Source organism: Desulfuromonadaceae bacterium, assembly GCA_019429445.1.
Classification (GTDB): Bacteria; Desulfobacterota; Desulfuromonadia; order Desulfuromonadales; family JAHYIW01; genus JAHYIW01.
Genome location: JAHYIW010000020.1, coordinates 26,294 through 43,563, shown reverse-complemented (window position 1 = coordinate 43,563; position 17,270 = coordinate 26,294). Strand labels below are relative to the sequence as shown.

Genomic DNA, 17,270 nt, shown 5'->3' with positions numbered 1-17,270 from the left:
ACCGGACTATGCTTTTTGGACGTTCGCCGCCTGCGGGCCTTTGGGACCATCCTGCACATCAAAAGTGACGCGCTCACCCTCCACCAGAGACTTGAACCCTTCACCGGCAATGGCCGAGAAATGAACAAAGACATCGGGACCATCATCCTGAGCAATGAAACCAAAACCCTTCGAATCGTTGAACCATTTGACTGTACCTTGTGCCATTTTCTTTACTCCTTCAACTTCATCTACGCTTGAGTCCTGCTTGGTCGTGCCCGGACCCAAAACAAAAAACCGCACAGACCCTTTGTCGGTGCGGTTTGACTCTTTTTCATAGAGAGGTCAGTTGCTCCCGACCCATGTCCCTGCCCACAAATACAAATGTCTTCAGTTGAACCTTTTTAACCTCGTTTGCCACAAAAATTCAAGTATTTTTTTTCTGCGTGATTGAAACCGTTTTCCTTGCTATAAAACTTCACTGTGACGGCACACAGTCAATTCCCCGTAATCCGGCGTTGCGCGTGCAATCCAAACGCCGGAACTTGCTCTTTTAAAAGCGTTTGGTTTCTGCCATACTAGCCGCCTTTTTCATAAAGGGGCACGAACTCTCATGGCACTGCTCAGCATCCGCAATCTGTCTCTCGCCTTTGGCGGGCCACCACTGCTGCACGACATTTCGCTGCAAGTCAACAAGGGTGAACGCATCTGCCTGCTCGGGCGCAACGGCATGGGCAAATCAACGCTCCTCAAGTTGATTGCCGCCGAGCTCCCCCCTGACTCCGGAACCATTGAGCGTCAGCAGGGGTTGCAAATTGCATCCCTGCCGCAAGAGGTGCCACGCGATCTGACCGGCAGTGTCTATGCTGCAATCGCCGCTGGACTTGGCGAGCCGGGCCGACTGTTGAGTCGTTATCGCCACTTGAGTGTTGCCGTTGAGGCGGGGAACGAAGGGATGCTCCCCCGGTTGCTCGACATCCAGCATGATCTCGACCGCATGTCAGCATGGGCTCTGCAACCGCGGATAGAGCAGCTCCTCTCTCAGCTCAAGCTGGACGGCGATGCGCCAATCGCCCACCTTTCCGGAGGCATGGCACGTCGGGCGCTGCTGGCGCGAGCGCTGGCCGGAGAACCGGACATCCTGCTCCTTGACGAACCGACCAACCACCTCGACATCGATTCGATCGACTGGCTGGAGAACTTTCTCAAACGCGAAAGTTTGACCCTGATTTTTGTCACCCATGATCGCGCCTTTTTGCGCGCCCTGGCAACCCGGATCATCGAAATTGACCGCGGTCGACTCTACGATTTTGCGTGTGACTATCCAACTTTTTTACTCCGCAAGGAAGAGCAGCTTCACGCCGAAACACTGGAGTGGCAACGCTTCGACAAAAAACTTGCGGAAGAAGAAATCTGGATTCGTAAAGGGATCAAGGCCCGCCGCACCCGCAACGAGGGGCGCGTGCGCGCTCTTAAACAGATGCGCGATGAACGGCGCAAACGCCGCGAACGTCTCGGCAATGCGCGACTCGGCGTGCAGGAAACAGAACGCAGCGGCAAGCTGGTCGCGGAACTGACCGATGTCACCTTTGGTTACAACAGCGCTCCGACAGATAAACCGTTGATTCGTAATTTTTCGACAACTATCCTGCGCGGTGACCGGATCGGCATCATCGGAGCGAATGGCGCAGGCAAAACGACCTTGATCAAACTGCTGATCGGCGAACTTCAGCCACTGAGCGGCACGGTCAAACTCGGGACACATCATGAAATCGTCTATATCGACCAGTTGCGCGACCAGCTTGATCCCGACAAAACCGTTCAGCAAAACCTTGCCGGTGAGCAGGATACGGTACAGGTCGGCGGTCAAGCGCGGCACGTCATCGGTTATCTGCAAGATTTTCTCTTTACCCCTGAACGCGCGCGCACCCCGGTGCGCATCCTTTCCGGCGGGGAGCGCAACCGCTTGTTGCTGGCCAAACAATTCATGCGTCCCGCCAACATTCTGGTTCTCGACGAACCGACCAACGATCTCGATCTGGAAACCCTTGATCTGCTTGAAGAGCTGCTCGCTGATTTTCCCGGCACGATTTTCCTGGTCAGTCACGACCGGGCATTTATTAATCAAGTCGTGACCAGCACAATCGCTTTTGAGGGTGATGGCCGCGTCGTCGAATATGTCGGCGATTATGACGACTGGGTACGCCAACGTCCGGTGATTGAATCTGCCCCTCCTCCAATGAAAGAAAAGAAGGAAAAACCGCCGCGCGAACGGCAACGCAAACTGACTTTCAAGGAAAAGGGTGAGCTGGAGGGACTGCCGCAACACATCGATGCCCTCGAAGCGAAACAGGCCGAGCTGCATCAACGGATGGCCGATCCGAACTTCTACCGTGAGGCAGGAGCACAAATGACCGAACTCAAAGCGCAGCTGGAAACGGTCACCAGGGAGCTGGAAAATGCCTTCGCACGCTGGGAAGAACTTGCTGCGCTGGTGGAATAAAGAAGCTGCATTGGCAACATTTCCACATTTTTGCGCTATAGTATTGAGGAAACTCAAGGAGGACAGATGGTTATCGGCCTGTTGAAAGAGATCAAACGAGGGGAAAACCGGGTCGCACTAACCCCGCTCGGAGTCGCCGCGCTCGTTGCTCGCGGTCATCAACTCCTGGTCGAAGCAGGTGCGGGGAACGGGAGCTTGATCCCGGATGAGGCCTATCAAAACGCCGGTGCAAAGATCGTCACCACGGCACCTGACATCTTCTTTCGTGCTGAGATGATTTTACGCGTCAAGGAACCGCAACCGAGTGAATATCCTCTTGTTCGGTCGGGCCAAATATTTTTTACTTTTTTCCATTTCGCCGCTTCAGAAGCTTTAACCCGGGCGATGATCGACAGTGGCGCCGTCTGTATCGCTTACGAAACTGTTGGTGATGATCGTGGCGGGCTACCGATTCTGCTGCCGATGAGCGAAGTTGCCGGACGTATGGCCGCGCAGGAAGCGGCTAAATACCTTGAACGCGGGGCCGGGGGACGCGGTATTTTGCCTGGTGGCGTTGCCGGGGTCATGCCCGCCACCATCGTCGTCCTCGGCGGCGGCACTGTCGGCACCGAGGCCGCCCGCATCGCCTGTGGTCTCGGTGCGAAGGTTTATCTGCTCGAAACAGATGCTGACCGGCTGCGTTATCTCGCAGCAACACTGCCAAAAAATTGTATCGTGCTGTTGTCGAATCCGCCACAAATCCGCGCCCTGCTTGGTCAAGCCGATGCAATCATCGGTGCCGTCCTGCTCCGCGGGGCGAAAGCACCACACCTGATAACCAGAGACATGCTCTCCCTGCTGCAACCGGGCGCGGTCCTGATCGATGTCGCCATCGATCAAGGGGGGTGCTTCGCAACGTCGCGGCCAACGACGCATGAAGAACCGATCTTCATTGTTGACGGCATCCTCCACTACTGCGTCGCCAATCTTCCTGGCGCAGTGCCGCTCACCGCGACGCCAGCGCTGACCAACGCCACCCTGCCTTATATCGTTGCCCTGGCAGATCAGGGCTGGCGCGCTGCGGCGCGCAACGACGCCCGGATTGCAGCGGGAATCAATATCGTGCACGGTCAGGTGACGTGTGCCGCCGTTGCCGAGGCGTTCGGTCAGACACACACCGGGATCGAAGCGATCCTGAACCGGAGCTGACGCACAGCACCCAACCTCAGCCCTCGAAAAGACGGCATAACAATTGCGTATTTTTAGCCATTATCGCTATAAACTTTATACAAGGGAAGCATCCCGCGATGATTCTTCAGAAAAAAATCCTGGTCGTCGATGACGACCTGCTGATTCGAAAACTGCTCATTGATGCACTATCCTGCCCGGAATACCAGGTTATCGAAGCCTCCGACGGTAGCACCGCACTTGATGCCTTCGGTAAATTTCACCCCGATCTGGTTATCCTCGATCTCTTCATGCCCGTGATGGACGGCTTCCAGGTCTGTCAAAATATTCGCTCCACCGCGACAACGCCCCACACCCCTGTCATCGTATTGACGGCACTGGAAGATGCCGACTCGATCCAGCGTGCGTTTGAACTCGATGTTGCTGATTTTCTGTTCAAGCCACTACGGGTTGAATTAATCAAACATCGCGTCAAAACGATCCTCAATAGAGCACAAACGTCACCATTAACCCCCATATCCCCTCACGAGGGTGCCGCGATCATTGAGAACATTCCCGACCCGATCATCATCTACAACACGCAGATGGAAGTAGTCTGGGTCAATGCGGGTGCCAGGCGCTATTTTGACCGGTCGGAAGACCAGATCATTGGTCTTTCATGCAGCACCCTCTGCCAGATGAGAGCGTGTGAACAAGATCTCACCTGTATCAATCAGCGCTGCATCAAGGAAGGAAAAGTGCTCACCGGAATGAGTCACCATCCTGATGGGACGATCTGGGGGCTAAGGGTCTTTCCGCTACGCAACGATCTTGCCGGGTTCGATAAAATCCTCTGCCTGGCACACGATATTACCGAAAAGGTCAAACTCCAGGCTGACGCGGCCTATGCTAACCAGCTGGTGCACATCGGTGAACTGGCAGCCGGGATCGCTCACGAAATCAACAACCCGTTAAACGGCATCATCAATTACAGCCAGGTCATGCTCAACCAGTTGACAGCTGACAATCCGCTCCACGAACTGGCGTCCAAAATCAACCTTGAAGGTGAGCGTGTTGCGCGGATCGCAAACTCGCTGTTGAGTTTCTCCTGGCGTGGACGCCAGCGCGGGATGAGTTTTGAAAATCTCTGTGACGTAATCTCGGATGTGCTGGTCATCGCCCAGCCACGGCTACAGATTGACGGCATTCACGTCGTCTGCAATGTGCCCCCATCGCTGGAAGAGGTCGAGATGAACCGCCAGGCAATTCAGCAGGTCCTGCTCAACCTCTTTGACAATGCCTGCTATGCGTTGAATGAACGCCACGGAGAGCGTGACGATGCGAAAATTCTGGAGCTGAGCTCCCGCCGCACGGAGGTCAACGGCAAGGACTATATCGAACTGGCGGTCAAAGACAACGGATCAGGCATTCCGGCCAGGCAAATCGGTCTCCTCAAGATGCCCTTCTTCACCACTCGCCCGGAAGGGGCCGGTTCAGGCATCGGGCTGAGCATCGCTCATAAAATCATCAAGGAACACCATGGCGAACTGCTGATCGACAGCGTGGAAGGGGAGGGCACCACGATCAGGCTGCTTTTCCCGTGCACTGCCGGTGCGGCGCGCGGCACCGGCAAGTGACCTCCTGCCGGGAAGCGCTCAAGCTCCCCCGGCAGATAGTGGCGTCAGCACCGTCGCGAATGTTTCGCCGTTTGTCTCCAGGTAGATGACCCCCCCGGCAACAGTCAGGGCCCAGGTGAAAGAACGCTCCAGCCGGGGGACAAGTTCCGCAATAAACGGGTCATCCACCCCATAACAGACAATATTTTCAGCGCGCGGCAACTTCGGTAAATGCCGTTCTTTCCAGCGACGCAGACCACTCCCGTAAGCGAACAGAACCACTCGTTCAACATGGTGTCCAGCTTTCAGCAGGCGTTCAGCCTCGGGCAACCCAACTTCAATCCAGCACTGAGTTCGTCCATCCACACCCTTCACCCACAGATCCGGCTCATCGCCGGAGCTGATTCCCTTGGTGAAAACCAGCCCTTCTTCGTAACACCATGCATAGGCCAAAAGGCGCACAATCAGGCGCTCGGCGGTCTCGGAAGGATGGCGCGCAACGGTAGCGCGCAACGCCACGTAACGGTCACGATCGCTGTCGGCAAGATCAATAGCGACACGGTAAATTATTGGCGGCAGAGCCATGATGAAAAATTCTCAGTGGTAAAACAGGTAAGAGGCCAGGCAAAATTCAATTCATTTTTGCCCCTGCCGGACCGCATTCGGAGCGACTACGGGCTTATACTCAAATTTCCAGTCACGGTAACTTTTCGCTCCGGCGAAAGTGGCATATTCCTCCGGAAAACCGTCCTGACGAAACGGTTCTTGATCGCTGGTGCTTCGCACGCCCTGAATCCGCCCGCCTGGGTCCCTGATTAACTCCCAGTCCTTGCCCGTCAGCGGATCGTTATACAATTGGCGAATATGCCGCATCACCTCAAGCGAGCGAGGATCCCTGAGCAGATCTTTCAACTCCCGTGGATACAGTCTGACCCCGCCGTGCCCCTTTTCGTAATATTGTCGGATCGCGTTGCGATACTGGTCCCCGCGCCAGAACAGCTCCTTTTCCCGCGAACGTTGCACCAGCGACGACCAGGTCGAGCCAGCCATGCCGACGGAAAGACCGATGAGCGTCACCGCGACCAGCACGGCGAGCAGCGTGAATCCACGTTGATTTTTTGCGAGGAGATAAATAAAATGCTGTTTTTTCATGGCCAACAGCTCAAAATATTGACATACCCTTACGTATGCAGAGTTAATCCGATGAACAAAACACCCCCCAGGTAACACATCGACAGGAGCATTGGTTCGCTGTTTATCAGCGCCGGGATGACGAAAGGAAGCCGCAGCACAACCGGCTGAAAATACAGGATGGAATGGCACACTATGTGCTTTTGAGTAGTGTATTCAGCAGCGAAGCAACACCAACCCGACCCCGGAAAGATTACCCATGACTCCGCAAAGTTCCGACATAACCCGCGAGCAACATCATATGCTGCTTGATCGTTTCGTTCAAGATCTGCAGAAACGCGGTTATAATAACATTCATACGCGTTATCTCAATGGATTCAACATGGAGCAACCTGGCGACACCATCCGCCACAGTGACGGCGCACCGCTTGTGCCCGACATTTACGCGGAAAAGAACGACAATTGCTTCATCTTTGAGGTGCAATTGGCTGAAACAATCGGCTCGCAAAAGACCCTCGAACAGCTGCGTTTATTGTCCCGCTGCGCCAGGCAGAACAACATCTATTTCTATCTGGTCGTCCCTGAAGAAATCCACACCGAAGCAAAAAACATCATGGAAGCACTTCCCGAGCGCGACGCACATAAAACATTTGTCATGTCCCTGTAGCTTCTTCCAGTGTTTCAAGGGGGCACCTCACCGTGCAAAATTTGCATCGTGCAAGGAAGACTGAGCTAATGCGCCTCACGCCAGTTGTTGCCAACACCAATATCAACCGCCAGCGGTGTTGAAAGCTGCGCCGCCCCTTCCATCTCCTCGCGAACCAGGTCGCGCACAATCTCAAGCTCCCCTTCAGGCACATCAAAAACCAGCTCATCATGAACCTGCAACACCATCTTCGTCCTTAATCTCTGCCGCGCCAGGCGCGCGTGGATCCGCACCATCGCTATCTTGATAATATCGGCGGCGGTCCCTTGAATCGGATAGTTGACAGCGTTGCGTTCCGCGTAGGAACGGACATTGGGATTGCTGGAGTGAATTTCCGGCACCGCACAGCGTCGCCCGTAGAGTGTTGTGACGTAGGCATGTTCGCGCGCCTCAATCAGACACGCTGCCATGAAATCCTTGATCCGGGCATAACGGGCAAAATAGAGGTCGATGAATTCCTGCGCCTCGCGGCGACCAATATGGAGTGATTTTGCCAACCCGAAGGCACTCATGCCGTAAATGACACCAAAATTGATCGTCTTGGCCCGCCGTCGCTGCTCGGCATTGACCATATCCGGGAAGACGTTGAAAATTTCGCTGGCGGTTCGCGTGTGAATATCCTCCCCCTTGGCAAAACTCTCCTTGAGTACCGGTTCGTCGGCAAAATGCGCCAGAATCCGCAACTCGACCTGCGAATAATCGGCGGCCAGGAGTAAATTCCCTGCGGCGGGGATGAATGCTTCGCGAATACGGCGTCCCTCCTCGGTACGAATGGGGATATTTTGCAGATTCGGATCACTCGACGACAGCCGCCCGGTAGCGGTGACTGCCTGATTGAATGACGTGTGAATACGCCCGCTGTCGGGGTGGATCAACTTCGGCAGGGCATCGGTATAGGTCCCTTTGAGCTTGGCCAGCGAACGATAATCAAGGATCCTGGCAGCAATCTCATGATCCTCCGCCAGTTTCGACAACACCTCAACGTCGGTCGACCAGCCGGTCTTGGTCTTCTTCCCTTTTACCAGTTGCAGTTTATCAAAGAGGATTTCACCCAGCTGTTTCGGGGAGCCGATATTAAAAACGGCACCGGCCAGCGTATGAATCTCCCCTTCGAGAAGTGCCAGTTTCTTCTGCATCTGTGCCGACAGAGTGCCGAGAAAGTCCGGGTCGATCCGCACCCCGGTGCGTTCCATGTCGATCAGGACGACAACCAGGGGCAGCTCAATCTCCGTGAGCAGTTTTTCCTGTTGCGTCTCACGCACCAGCGGCCGCAACTTTTCCGCCAGACGCAGGGTAATGTCAGCATCCTCGGCGGCATACGGAATCGCCTTTTCAATGTCGACCTCGTCAAAACCGCACTGATGTTTCCCTTTACCTACCACCTCCGTGTAAGCAATCGTCTTGACGCCAAGCAGCTCCGAAGCCATGGCATCCATGCCATGTGACGTCGCCGCCGGTCGAGCGACATACGAAGCAAGCATGGTGTCGAAGGCGATCCCGCGCAGTTCAATGCCGGCACGGGCCAAAACCAGCGCGTCAAACTTGATATTCTGGCCGAGTTTTGGCACGGCAGGATTTTCCAGCAACGGGCGCAGTCGTTCCAGAACCAGCATCCGGTCAAGTTGCTGCGGCACCCCGAGGTAACGGTGGCCGAGCGGAATGTACCAGGCCTCTCCCGGTTTCACGGCGAAGGAGATTCCGACCAGCTCGGCGCGCAACGGATCAAGGCCGGTGGTTTCGGTGTCGAAACATATTTCTGTTGCCGCGCCGAGGATTTCGAGCAGATGATCGAGCTCCGTCTCATCCAGAACCCCGCGATAACGTCCCTCACTCCCGGCACGTTCTTCTGCTGAAAATTCTGCCAATAACTTGTGAAATTCACACTTCTTGAAGAGGGTTGTCAGCGCTTCGCGATCCGGAGCGCTGAGGGTAAAGTCAGCCGCATTATAGGGCAGATCGACATCATCAACCAGCTTTACCAGCCGCTTTGACAACAACGCCTGAGCACTGAAGTTCTCCAGATTCTCCCGTTGTTTCCCCTTCAGCTGGTCGAGGTTGGCGAGCAGATTCTCAACCGAGCCGAACTGTTGAATCAGCTTGACCGCCGTCTTCTCACCGATCCCCGGCACTCCCGGCACGTTGTCGGAACTGTCCCCCGCCAACGCCTGCACCTCGACCACCTTGTCCGGGGAACCACCGAAGCGTTCCGCCACTTCAGCCAGACCGGAAATTTTGTCTTTCATCGTGTCCAGCAGACGGATTTTATCGGTCACAACCTGCATCAGATCTTTATCGCCGGTCACAATCATGACGTCAAAACCGTCTGCGGCAAATTTTTTCGCCAAGGTGGCGATGATGTCGTCTGCCTCAAATCCTTCCCGTTCCAAAGCAGGAATATTGAAGCCACGCACCACCTCCCTGATCAGCGGCAGCTGCGGGATCAGATCGTCCGGCGTGGCAGCGCGATTGGCCTTGTACGCCGGATAGATCTCCTTGCGAAAGGTCGGCCCCCTGGCGTCGAAGACCACCGCCAGCAGGTCCGGCTTCTCGTCCCGCACCACCTTGAGGAGCATGTTGGTAAACCCGTAGACGGCGTTGGTCGGTTCCCCCCGCGAATTGCTCAGGTGCCGAATGGCATAGAATGCCCGGTAGATATAGCTGGAACCGTCGATCAGATAGAGACGTTGCGGTGTATCGCTCATGCATTCCTCTCAGGTCATTGGTGACCGGCATTATTTCACAGCTTGGGGAAAATACAAAGGAAGATGGCGTCGCAAAAAAGTCCTTTCTGCTGCGTTACGCTGTTTTTTCAGAACCTCGACCTGCCTGATGCAGGCCTTCGCCCCTGAAAAACCACCAAGCCCTGGAGGACGAAATTTTTGCCTAGCCATCGAATTCTTTTTTGAGAGAGCATAAAGGGAGGTTTGATTTTCCGACGGGATCATTGCTTTGCTGCCGCAACACCCTGCGCAGCGTCCCCCGCAACATACAATAAAACTTGAAATTCCTTGCTATTTTGCAGTATTGCCCCTAAATTAAACAATTACTTTTAGACGCTATCAACTATCACATTGTCGAATGATGATCTATTCTTCCATTCAAAAATACTTTCGGGAAATCTACTTCCTGCTGGTTGCCACCCTTGGCCTGGCGCTTGGCTCACTGACGGCGACTATCGTTGGTGGCTTGATTGCACCGGCGACCACAACGGTGCCGACCAGTGTGCCCGCACCGGCAGAGGTCATGCCGCAGCCCGAGCTGAGCAGTTTCGATATTATTCTGCAACGCAATCTTTTTCAGGCCGCCGTCGGCGGTGCGCCTGCTGCAGAGCTGGCCCCGACGCGGAGCGACACGGCCCAAACGACCAGTCGTCGCAGCGATCTGCTGCTGGTCGGCGTGGTCGTTGCCGGTGAACATTCGTTGGCGGTGATCCGCTCCGGAAAAGATGAAGAACTTTACCGCCGGGGCATGACGCTCCCTGGAAACGGCACGCTCGACACAGTCGAGCGCCACCGCGTGGTCATCAGCTACGCTGACGGCACACAAACTGTTCTGTACCTGTACAAAGATGCAGAAAACCTCGTTGCTGACGATCTGGCGTCCGCCTCGCCCGACGCAGGCACGGTCATCAAACAGGTCGGTGACAATCGCTGGGTGATCCCCCGCGACGAAGCACAACAGGCCCGCGGCAATCTCAATGAGCTCCTCAAGCAGGCGCGCATGGAACCGCTGATTGTCGACGGCAAGACCGACGGTTTTGTCGTCAAGATGATCCGCCCGCGTTCGTTACTGGCACTGCTCGGTATCGAGAAGGGGGATCTGCTCAAAAGTGTCAATGGCATGGCCCTCGACGGACCGGAAAAAGCGTTGCAGATTTTCCAGCAATTGCGCGAGGCCAACACGATCACGATCAACCTGATCCGTCAGGGGACTCCTCAAACTTTTGAATATGCTATCGACTAGGAGGCATTGCCGGTGATCCGACAATTAGCGATTCAACTTTTAGTGCTGCTGTTCTGCGGCAGCATCTGCACCGCAGCTTTTGCCGCGGACAAGGTGAACCTCGACTTTCAGGATGTCGAGCTGACCAAATTGATTCAGGTCATCAGCGAGATGACCGGGCGCAACTTCATTTACGACGACAAGGTGCGCGGCAAGGTGACGATCATTTCGCCTCAGCCGATGAGTGTTAACGAGGCCTACCAGGTGTTTTTAACGGTCCTCAACGTCAAGGGGTTCACTGTCGTTCCGTCCGGTACCGTCAACAAGATCGTTCCAGCGTCGTCGGCGCGCGAAAACACCCTGCCGACGATGGAAAATAAAAAACATGGCGAACAATATGTCACGCGCCTGATTCCACTGCAGAATATCGATGCCGGGTTGATGGCAAGTACCGTCCTGACCCCGTTGATTCCCAAAACCGGCAACATTGTCGCTTACGCCCCATCGAACATGCTGATCATCACCGATACCGCGTCCAACATTGAGCGGCTGATGAAAATCATCGCGGAGCTCGATATCTCAAGTGCCACCGAGGCGCTTGAAGTGGTGACCCTGAAGCACGCTTCGGCCACCGATGTCGCGCAAATCTGTACCCAGGTGATCACCCAGATGTCGGCGACACCGAAAAGGGGGCGGGCGGCCAGAAATGTGCAGACCGCAGGGGGGAAGGAAACCAGTCGCATCATCCCTTATGAACGCACCAATGCGTTGATTATTCTTGCCACCAGCGATGATCTGCTGACCATTAAAAATCTGATTGCGCAGCTTGATCAGGTACCGGAACAAACGCGTTCGAATATCAAGGTCTATTATCTTGAAAACGCCGATGCCGAAACGTTGGCGAAAACCCTCAACGAAATCCTTACCGGGATCGTCGGGCAGGCACCCGCCGGGCGCGCCGTTAAACCGGGGCAACCGGCCACACCGACAACCCAGCCGGTGACCATCACTGCCGACAAACCGACCAACTCGCTGATCATCAACGCGACCCCGGAGGACTACGAAACGTTGCAAGGGATCGTTGCCAAACTCGATGTCAAGCGCAAGCAGGTCTTTGTTGAGGCGCTGATTCTGGAACTGTCGATGGGGGCGACGACAGATCTGGGCCTGAGTTTGCAGGGGGCCTACGCGCTGGACAAAAATGGCGAATATGTTGTCGGTGCTGCACTGAACAGAAAGGAAGGCGATCCGAATCTGATCACCAACCCGACCAGCCTGTTGACCAACGCAGTCAACGGCGTCTTGCTCGGCGGCATGTTTAATCTGATCAACATTTCCGACGGCCAGGGGGGCAAGGTGAGTGTTCCCGCACTCTCGGCACTGATTGGTCTGTCCGAGGACGGGAGCGATGTCAATGTTGTTTCCGCTCCACGGTTGCTGGCAACCGATAACGAGGAGGCGGAGATTATTGTCGGGGAAAACGTCCCGGTCATCACTGAACGTCTTTCAAACGGCACCACGAACGTCAACAATCAATTGACCCAAAGCGTTTCCATTGAACGTAAAGATGTGGGTCTGACCTTGCGCTTCACGCCCCAGATCACCGAGGGGGATCAGGTTCGTCTCAATGTTTATCAGGAAATAAGTGATGTCAGCAGCACCAATGAGAATGTCGGTCCGACCTATACCAAGCGCATGGTACGCAACACCGTCATCGCCCAGAATGGTCAAACGGTGGTTCTCGGCGGACTGATAAAAAACAATATTGTCGAGGGCGAAATCAAGGTGCCACTGCTGGGTGATATCCCCTTGTTGGGGTGGTTGTTCAAAAGAAAAACCACCACCGAAAGCAAGACCAATCTGCTGGTCTTTATCACCCCCAAAATTATCAAAAACAGCACCGACATGAACGCAGTCACCAACTCCAGCAAAAAAGCGATGGACGATTTCCAGAACAACGCCCTGAGTCCGACGCAGACCATCAACACGGCCCCTCCGGAGCCACGTAGCGACCAATGAGCTGGCAACGTTTCGGGGACATACTGCGCAACGATCATGGCGTTGCCGCGGCAGCAATCGACGCGGCGCTGGCTCTTCAGCCAGAGGATAAACGTCGCCTCGGCGAGATTCTGCGCGACCAGGGGGTCATCGATACCACCGTGCAGGCACAAACTCTGGCCACCCAGTTTAATCTTGAGTTCCTCCCCGCAATCGCGGTGGAAGATTACGCCCCGGAACTCCTCGACCTGCTGCCGATCGGCTTCGTCCGTGAACTGCGCATCGTACCGTTGGCGCGCCACGGCGAAGTCATCCGGCTGGCGCTCACCGATCCCCTCGACGCTCGTGCGACCAACGATCTGGCCACCTTGACCGGCCTCGACGTTGTGCCGCTGGTCGCCACCCCCGAAACGATCAGTGATGCCATCAACCGTATTTACGAACGTCATTCCGGACAAGCCAGTGCCGTGGCTGACGAAATCGGCGAGACCAATATCGATCTCGCCCATTCGCTGGAACCGAAGGATCTGCTCGATACGGCCGATGAAGCACCAATTATCCGTTTTGTCAACAGCCTGATCACCCAGGCCTATAAAGAACGCGCCAGCGATATTCACATCGAACCGTTTGAAACCGAACTGGTGGTGCGCTATCGGGTCGATGGCATTCTTTACGAAGTGCTCCGCCCCCCCTTTCAGGCGCGTGCCGGGTTAATTTCGCGGATCAAGATCATGTCCGGACTCAACATCGCGGAGAAGCGCTTGCCGCAAGATGGACGTTTCCGGGTGCGCATCGCGGGGAAAGACGTTGACGTGCGCGTTTCAACCCTGCCGACCGCTTTCGGCGAACGGATTGTGCTGCGCCTGCTTGACAAAAGTGCCGGCGTACTGACGCTGAAAGATCTCGGCATGGGCCCCGCAATGCTTACCGCCACCGAGGCGATGATTGGCAAGAGTCACGGTATTTTCCTGGTCACCGGGCCGACCGGCTCGGGCAAAACAACCACTCTTTATGCCGCCCTGAGCCGTCTCAATGACCGTGAGAAAAACATCATCACCGTCGAAGACCCGATCGAGTATCAACTCGCCGGGGTCGGCCAGATCCAGGTCAATGCAAAGATTGACCTGACGTTTGCCAACGGCTTGCGGTCGATTCTGCGCCAGGACCCGGACATCATCATGGTCGGCGAAATTCGTGACGGCGAGACCGCCGAAATTGCCGTACAATCGGCCCTGACCGGACACATGGTCTTTTCGACCCTGCACACCAACGACGCCGCCGGGGCGCTGACCCGGCTGGTTGAAATGGGGGTGGAACCGTTTCTGGCATCATCATCAATCGTCGGCATTCTCGCCCAACGTCTGGTGCGCTGCATCTGTCCGCACTGCCGCGAAGCCTATCAACCCGGCGAGGAGCTGTTGCGGCGGATCGGTCTTGACCCTGCCGCACATCGCGACACCCTCTTCTATCGTGGTGCGGGATGCGAAAAATGCATGGGCATCGGCTACCGGGGACGGAATGGAATTTATGAGCTGTTGACCGTCTCCGACCCGATTCGCGACCTGCTGTTGCGTAACCAGGACGCCTCGTCGATCCGTCATGCCGCGATCAGGGGGGGGATGATCAGTCTGCGCGAGGCGGGGATCGACAAGATTCTGAGTGGTGAAACCACCGTTGAGGAAATCTTGCGGGTGACGCAGGAGGAAGGCTGATGCCGCAATTCGACTATGTCGGCCTTGATCGGGGCGGAAAAAAAATCAGTGGCAAACTTGAAGCCAGCGGACAGCGCGCAGCGACGCGGCAGCTTCAGGAGCGGGGTATCTTTGCGACGGCACTGCGTGAAGAACATAGCGCGACGGAAAACGCCGGCAGCACTCTCTCCTTTTGGCGACGCGTCGGTATTGAAGAATTAAGCATGATCACGCGGCAACTCGCCACCTTGCTGAACGCCGGGTTACCCCTCGATGAGGCGTTGGCGGCAGCCGGTGGCCAGGCAGAACACCCGGCACTGGTCCGCACCTTCAGCCAGGTCCGGGAAGATGTCCTCGGCGGTGACGCACCGCATCACGCGATGGCGCGTCATCCACGGGTTTTTTCCGAACTCTTTTGCAACATGGTTGCCGTCGGTGAAAGCAGCGGGTCCCTCGACCGCACCCTGCTGCAACTGGCCGATCTGCTCGAAGAACAGGCGCGGTTGTCAAGTCGTCTCCGCGCCGCCCTCGCCTATCCGCTACTGATGGGGATTATCGGCAGTGGCGTGCTCTTCTTTCTGGTTGCTTTCGTGGTTCCCAAGGTCACCCGGATGCTTGAAGATATGGAACAAACGCTCCCCTGGCCGACCCAACTACTGATCACCTTGAGTGATCTGTTTGCCGCCTACTGGTGGTTGTTGCCGATCCTTGTCGGGGGTGGTCTGTGGTTGTTGAACCGCTACCGGCAGACCACCGCCGGACGACTGCGCATCGATCAGTTGCAGTTGCAGTTGCCGTTGATCGGGCCCTTGCAGTTGCAGATCGCCGCGGCGCGTCTGACCCGCACCCTCGCCGCCCTGTTGCGCGGCGGATTGCCGCTGTTGCAGGCGCTCGATATCAGCGGCAAACTGCTCGCCAACCGGGTGTTGCAGAATGCCTTGACGGAAACCTCGGTTGCAGTCCGGGAAGGAAAGAGTCTGGCCGAACCGCTCAGCCGCAACGGCATTTTCCCGGCCATGGTTTGCCAGATGATCGCGGTCGGTGAGCGCAGCGGCAACCTTGAAGAAATGCTGGAAAAGGTTGCTTCAACCTTCGATCATCAGGTTGAAACCCGGATCAGCGGGATGCTGTCACTGTTGGAGCCACTGATGATTCTGGTTATGGGGGTCGCGGTCGGGTTTATCGTTATGGCCATTCTGCTGCCAATCTTTCAGGCCAGTCAGGGCATCGGTTGATGACACTTAAAGATAAGGAGAACGATACGTGAAACGCATTACTTTACGCTCCCAGGCAGGCTTTACCCTGATCGAAATCATGGTCGTGGTGGTGATTCTCGGCATCCTTGCCGGAATCGTCGTGCCCCGGCTGCTTGACCGTCCCGACGAGGCGCGGCGCACCAAGGCCAGCGTCCAGATCAGAAGTATTGAAGAAACACTCGGCCTCTACAAGCTGGATAACGGGTTTTACCCGACCACCGACCAGGGTTTGCGCGCCCTGGTGACCAAGCCAACGACCGGAAAAATCCCAAAAAAATATCGCGAGGGGGGGTATCTTCGCAAGGTTCCCAAGGATCCGTGGGACAATGACTATATCTTTCTCTCCCCCGGCCTGCATGGGGATTTTGACGTGATCTCCTACGGTGCCGACGGGGAGCAGGGCGGTGAAGGGAAAAATGCCGACATCAACAGCTGGGAAATCGAATAATCGCGGTTTTACGCTGATTGAGCTGACGATTGTCATTGCCCTGTTGGGACTTTTTGCCCTGGTTGCGCTACCACTGCTGGGCAACTTCGGCGAAAGTGGTCTGAAACGCTCAGCGCGGCAACTGGCCGGAGTTACCCGCCACCTCTTCAACGAGGCCGCACTGACCGGCAAAGAGCACCGCCTGGTCTTTGATCCCGGTAACGGCAGCTACCGGGCGCTGCTGCGCGAGAACAACGGCGAGCTCGTTGCAACCGGCAAGCGTAACAAAATGGAGCTGGCTGCTGGCGTGCGCTTTCGCGACATTCAGCAACCGGGCAGCGGAACCGGGGGCGGCGAGGTCATTACCCGCATTTACCCGGTCGGCTGGATGCAGGAAACCGTGCTGCATCTGACTGACGCAGCCGGGGAGGTGATGACGCTGCGGCTGATGCCTTTTACCGGAACCACCGAGATCTATACGGAATATCGTGAATTCTAGATGTCAGGCAGAACAGGGATTCACCCTGCTGGAAGTAATGATCGCGCTGGCGGTCATCGCCATTGCGCTGGTCACGTTACTGGGTCTGGCCAACCGCTCGCTTGCCGTCAACGGGCGGATCCAGCACATGACCCACGGGACACTGTTGGCACAGCAAAAAATTGCCGAGATTGAAGCCGGGGTCCAACATGCCGCTGACCTTGCGGAAAATGCCGATCAGGGGTATTTCGACGAACCATTTTCCAGCTACAGGTGGGAAATAACCACCGCCGACACGCCGTTACCGGCGGTGCGCATGGTTACGGTCACGGTCAGCTGGGGCGAGCCGGAGCGCAACGAGACGGTTGCCATGACCTCGTTTCTGTTTCGTTGATGA

The 17,270-nt window shown here is 56.0% G+C and carries 15 protein-coding genes; 11 read left to right on the top strand and 4 right to left on the bottom strand.

Annotation, left to right across the window (positions count from 1 at the left end; translation table 11 throughout):
- Window positions 1-6: 6 nt before the first annotated feature.
- Window positions 7-207: a cold-shock protein gene (locus K0A93_09490; protein ID MBW6512324.1), complete on the bottom strand. Its 201-nt coding sequence runs from the start codon at window positions 205-207 to the stop codon at window positions 7-9.
- A 385-nt stretch (window positions 208-592) separates the two neighbouring features.
- Between K0A93_09490 and K0A93_09485 the strand changes: the two genes are divergently transcribed.
- The 3 genes from K0A93_09485 (at window position 593) to K0A93_09475 (ending at window position 5,265) form a co-directional block, all read left to right on the top strand.
- A complete protein-coding gene (locus tag K0A93_09485; GenBank protein ID MBW6512323.1) occupies window positions 593-2,482 on the top strand; it encodes an ATP-binding cassette domain-containing protein in 1,890 nt (629 codons plus the stop codon).
- A 66-nt stretch (window positions 2,483-2,548) separates the two neighbouring features.
- Window positions 2,549-3,670 (top strand): alanine dehydrogenase, encoded by a 1,122-nt coding sequence (gene ald / locus K0A93_09480; protein MBW6512322.1) that lies wholly within the window; start codon window positions 2,549-2,551, stop codon window positions 3,668-3,670.
- 98 nt (window positions 3,671-3,768) lie between these two features.
- A complete protein-coding gene (locus K0A93_09475; protein MBW6512321.1) occupies window positions 3,769-5,265 on the top strand; it encodes a response regulator in 1,497 nt (498 codons plus the stop codon).
- An 18-nt stretch (window positions 5,266-5,283) separates the two neighbouring features.
- Here the strand turns inward: K0A93_09475 and K0A93_09470 are convergent, their stop codons facing one another.
- Complete coding sequence (locus tag K0A93_09470) at window positions 5,284-5,829, bottom strand: YaeQ family protein (GenBank protein MBW6512320.1); 546 nt, start codon at window positions 5,827-5,829, stop codon at window positions 5,284-5,286.
- Between the two features lie 51 nt (window positions 5,830-5,880).
- Window positions 5,881-6,396, bottom strand: a complete 516-nt coding sequence (locus K0A93_09465) for a type II secretion system GspH family protein (GenBank protein MBW6512319.1) — start codon at window positions 6,394-6,396, stop codon at window positions 5,881-5,883.
- 238 nt (window positions 6,397-6,634) lie between these two features.
- Here K0A93_09465 and K0A93_09460 point away from each other — a divergent pair, with 238 nt between their 5' ends.
- On the top strand, window positions 6,635-7,042 hold the full coding sequence (locus tag K0A93_09460) for a hypothetical protein (protein MBW6512318.1): 408 nt from the start codon (window positions 6,635-6,637) through the stop codon (window positions 7,040-7,042).
- Window positions 7,043-7,107: 65 nt separating this feature from the next.
- Here K0A93_09460 and polA read toward each other — a convergent pair whose 3' ends face one another.
- On the bottom strand, window positions 7,108-9,783 hold the full coding sequence (polA, locus tag K0A93_09455; protein ID MBW6512317.1) for a DNA polymerase I: 2,676 nt from the start codon (window positions 9,781-9,783) through the stop codon (window positions 7,108-7,110).
- Window positions 9,784-10,159: 376 nt separating this feature from the next.
- Here polA and K0A93_09450 point away from each other — a divergent pair, with 376 nt between their 5' ends.
- Genes K0A93_09450 through K0A93_09420 form a run of 7 tightly spaced genes read left to right on the top strand, consistent with a single transcriptional unit; the run spans window position 10,160 to window position 17,267 of the window.
- A complete protein-coding gene (locus tag K0A93_09450) occupies window positions 10,160-11,044 on the top strand; it encodes a hypothetical protein (protein MBW6512316.1) in 885 nt (294 codons plus the stop codon).
- 12 nt (window positions 11,045-11,056) lie between these two features.
- Complete coding sequence (gspD, locus tag K0A93_09445) at window positions 11,057-13,042, top strand: type II secretion system secretin GspD (GenBank protein ID MBW6512315.1); 1,986 nt, start codon at window positions 11,057-11,059, stop codon at window positions 13,040-13,042.
- The gene (gene gspE / locus K0A93_09440) at window positions 13,039-14,733 is read left to right on the top strand and encodes a type II secretion system ATPase GspE (protein ID MBW6512314.1); all 1,695 of its coding nucleotides are present in this window, start codon (window positions 13,039-13,041) and stop codon (window positions 14,731-14,733) included. The genes gspD and gspE overlap by 4 nt, the downstream gene beginning before the upstream one ends.
- Window positions 14,733-15,947 carry a type II secretion system inner membrane protein GspF gene (gspF, locus tag K0A93_09435; GenBank protein ID MBW6512313.1) on the top strand — a complete coding sequence of 405 codons (1,215 nt, stop codon included), beginning with the start codon at window positions 14,733-14,735 and terminating at the stop codon, window positions 15,945-15,947. Before gspE ends, gspF begins: the two co-directional genes overlap by 1 nt.
- 37 nt (window positions 15,948-15,984) lie before the next feature.
- Window positions 15,985-16,416: a type II secretion system major pseudopilin GspG gene (gene gspG, locus K0A93_09430; protein MBW6512312.1), complete on the top strand. Its 432-nt coding sequence runs from the start codon at window positions 15,985-15,987 to the stop codon at window positions 16,414-16,416.
- A complete protein-coding gene (locus K0A93_09425; GenBank protein ID MBW6512311.1) occupies window positions 16,385-16,894 on the top strand; it encodes a prepilin-type N-terminal cleavage/methylation domain-containing protein in 510 nt (169 codons plus the stop codon). Before gspG ends, K0A93_09425 begins: the two co-directional genes overlap by 32 nt.
- Entirely contained in the window at window positions 16,884-17,267 is a 384-nt protein-coding gene (locus tag K0A93_09420) for a prepilin-type N-terminal cleavage/methylation domain-containing protein (protein MBW6512310.1), read from the top strand. The genes K0A93_09425 and K0A93_09420 overlap by 11 nt, the downstream gene beginning before the upstream one ends.
- The last annotated feature ends 3 nt before the right edge of the window (window positions 17,268-17,270 follow it).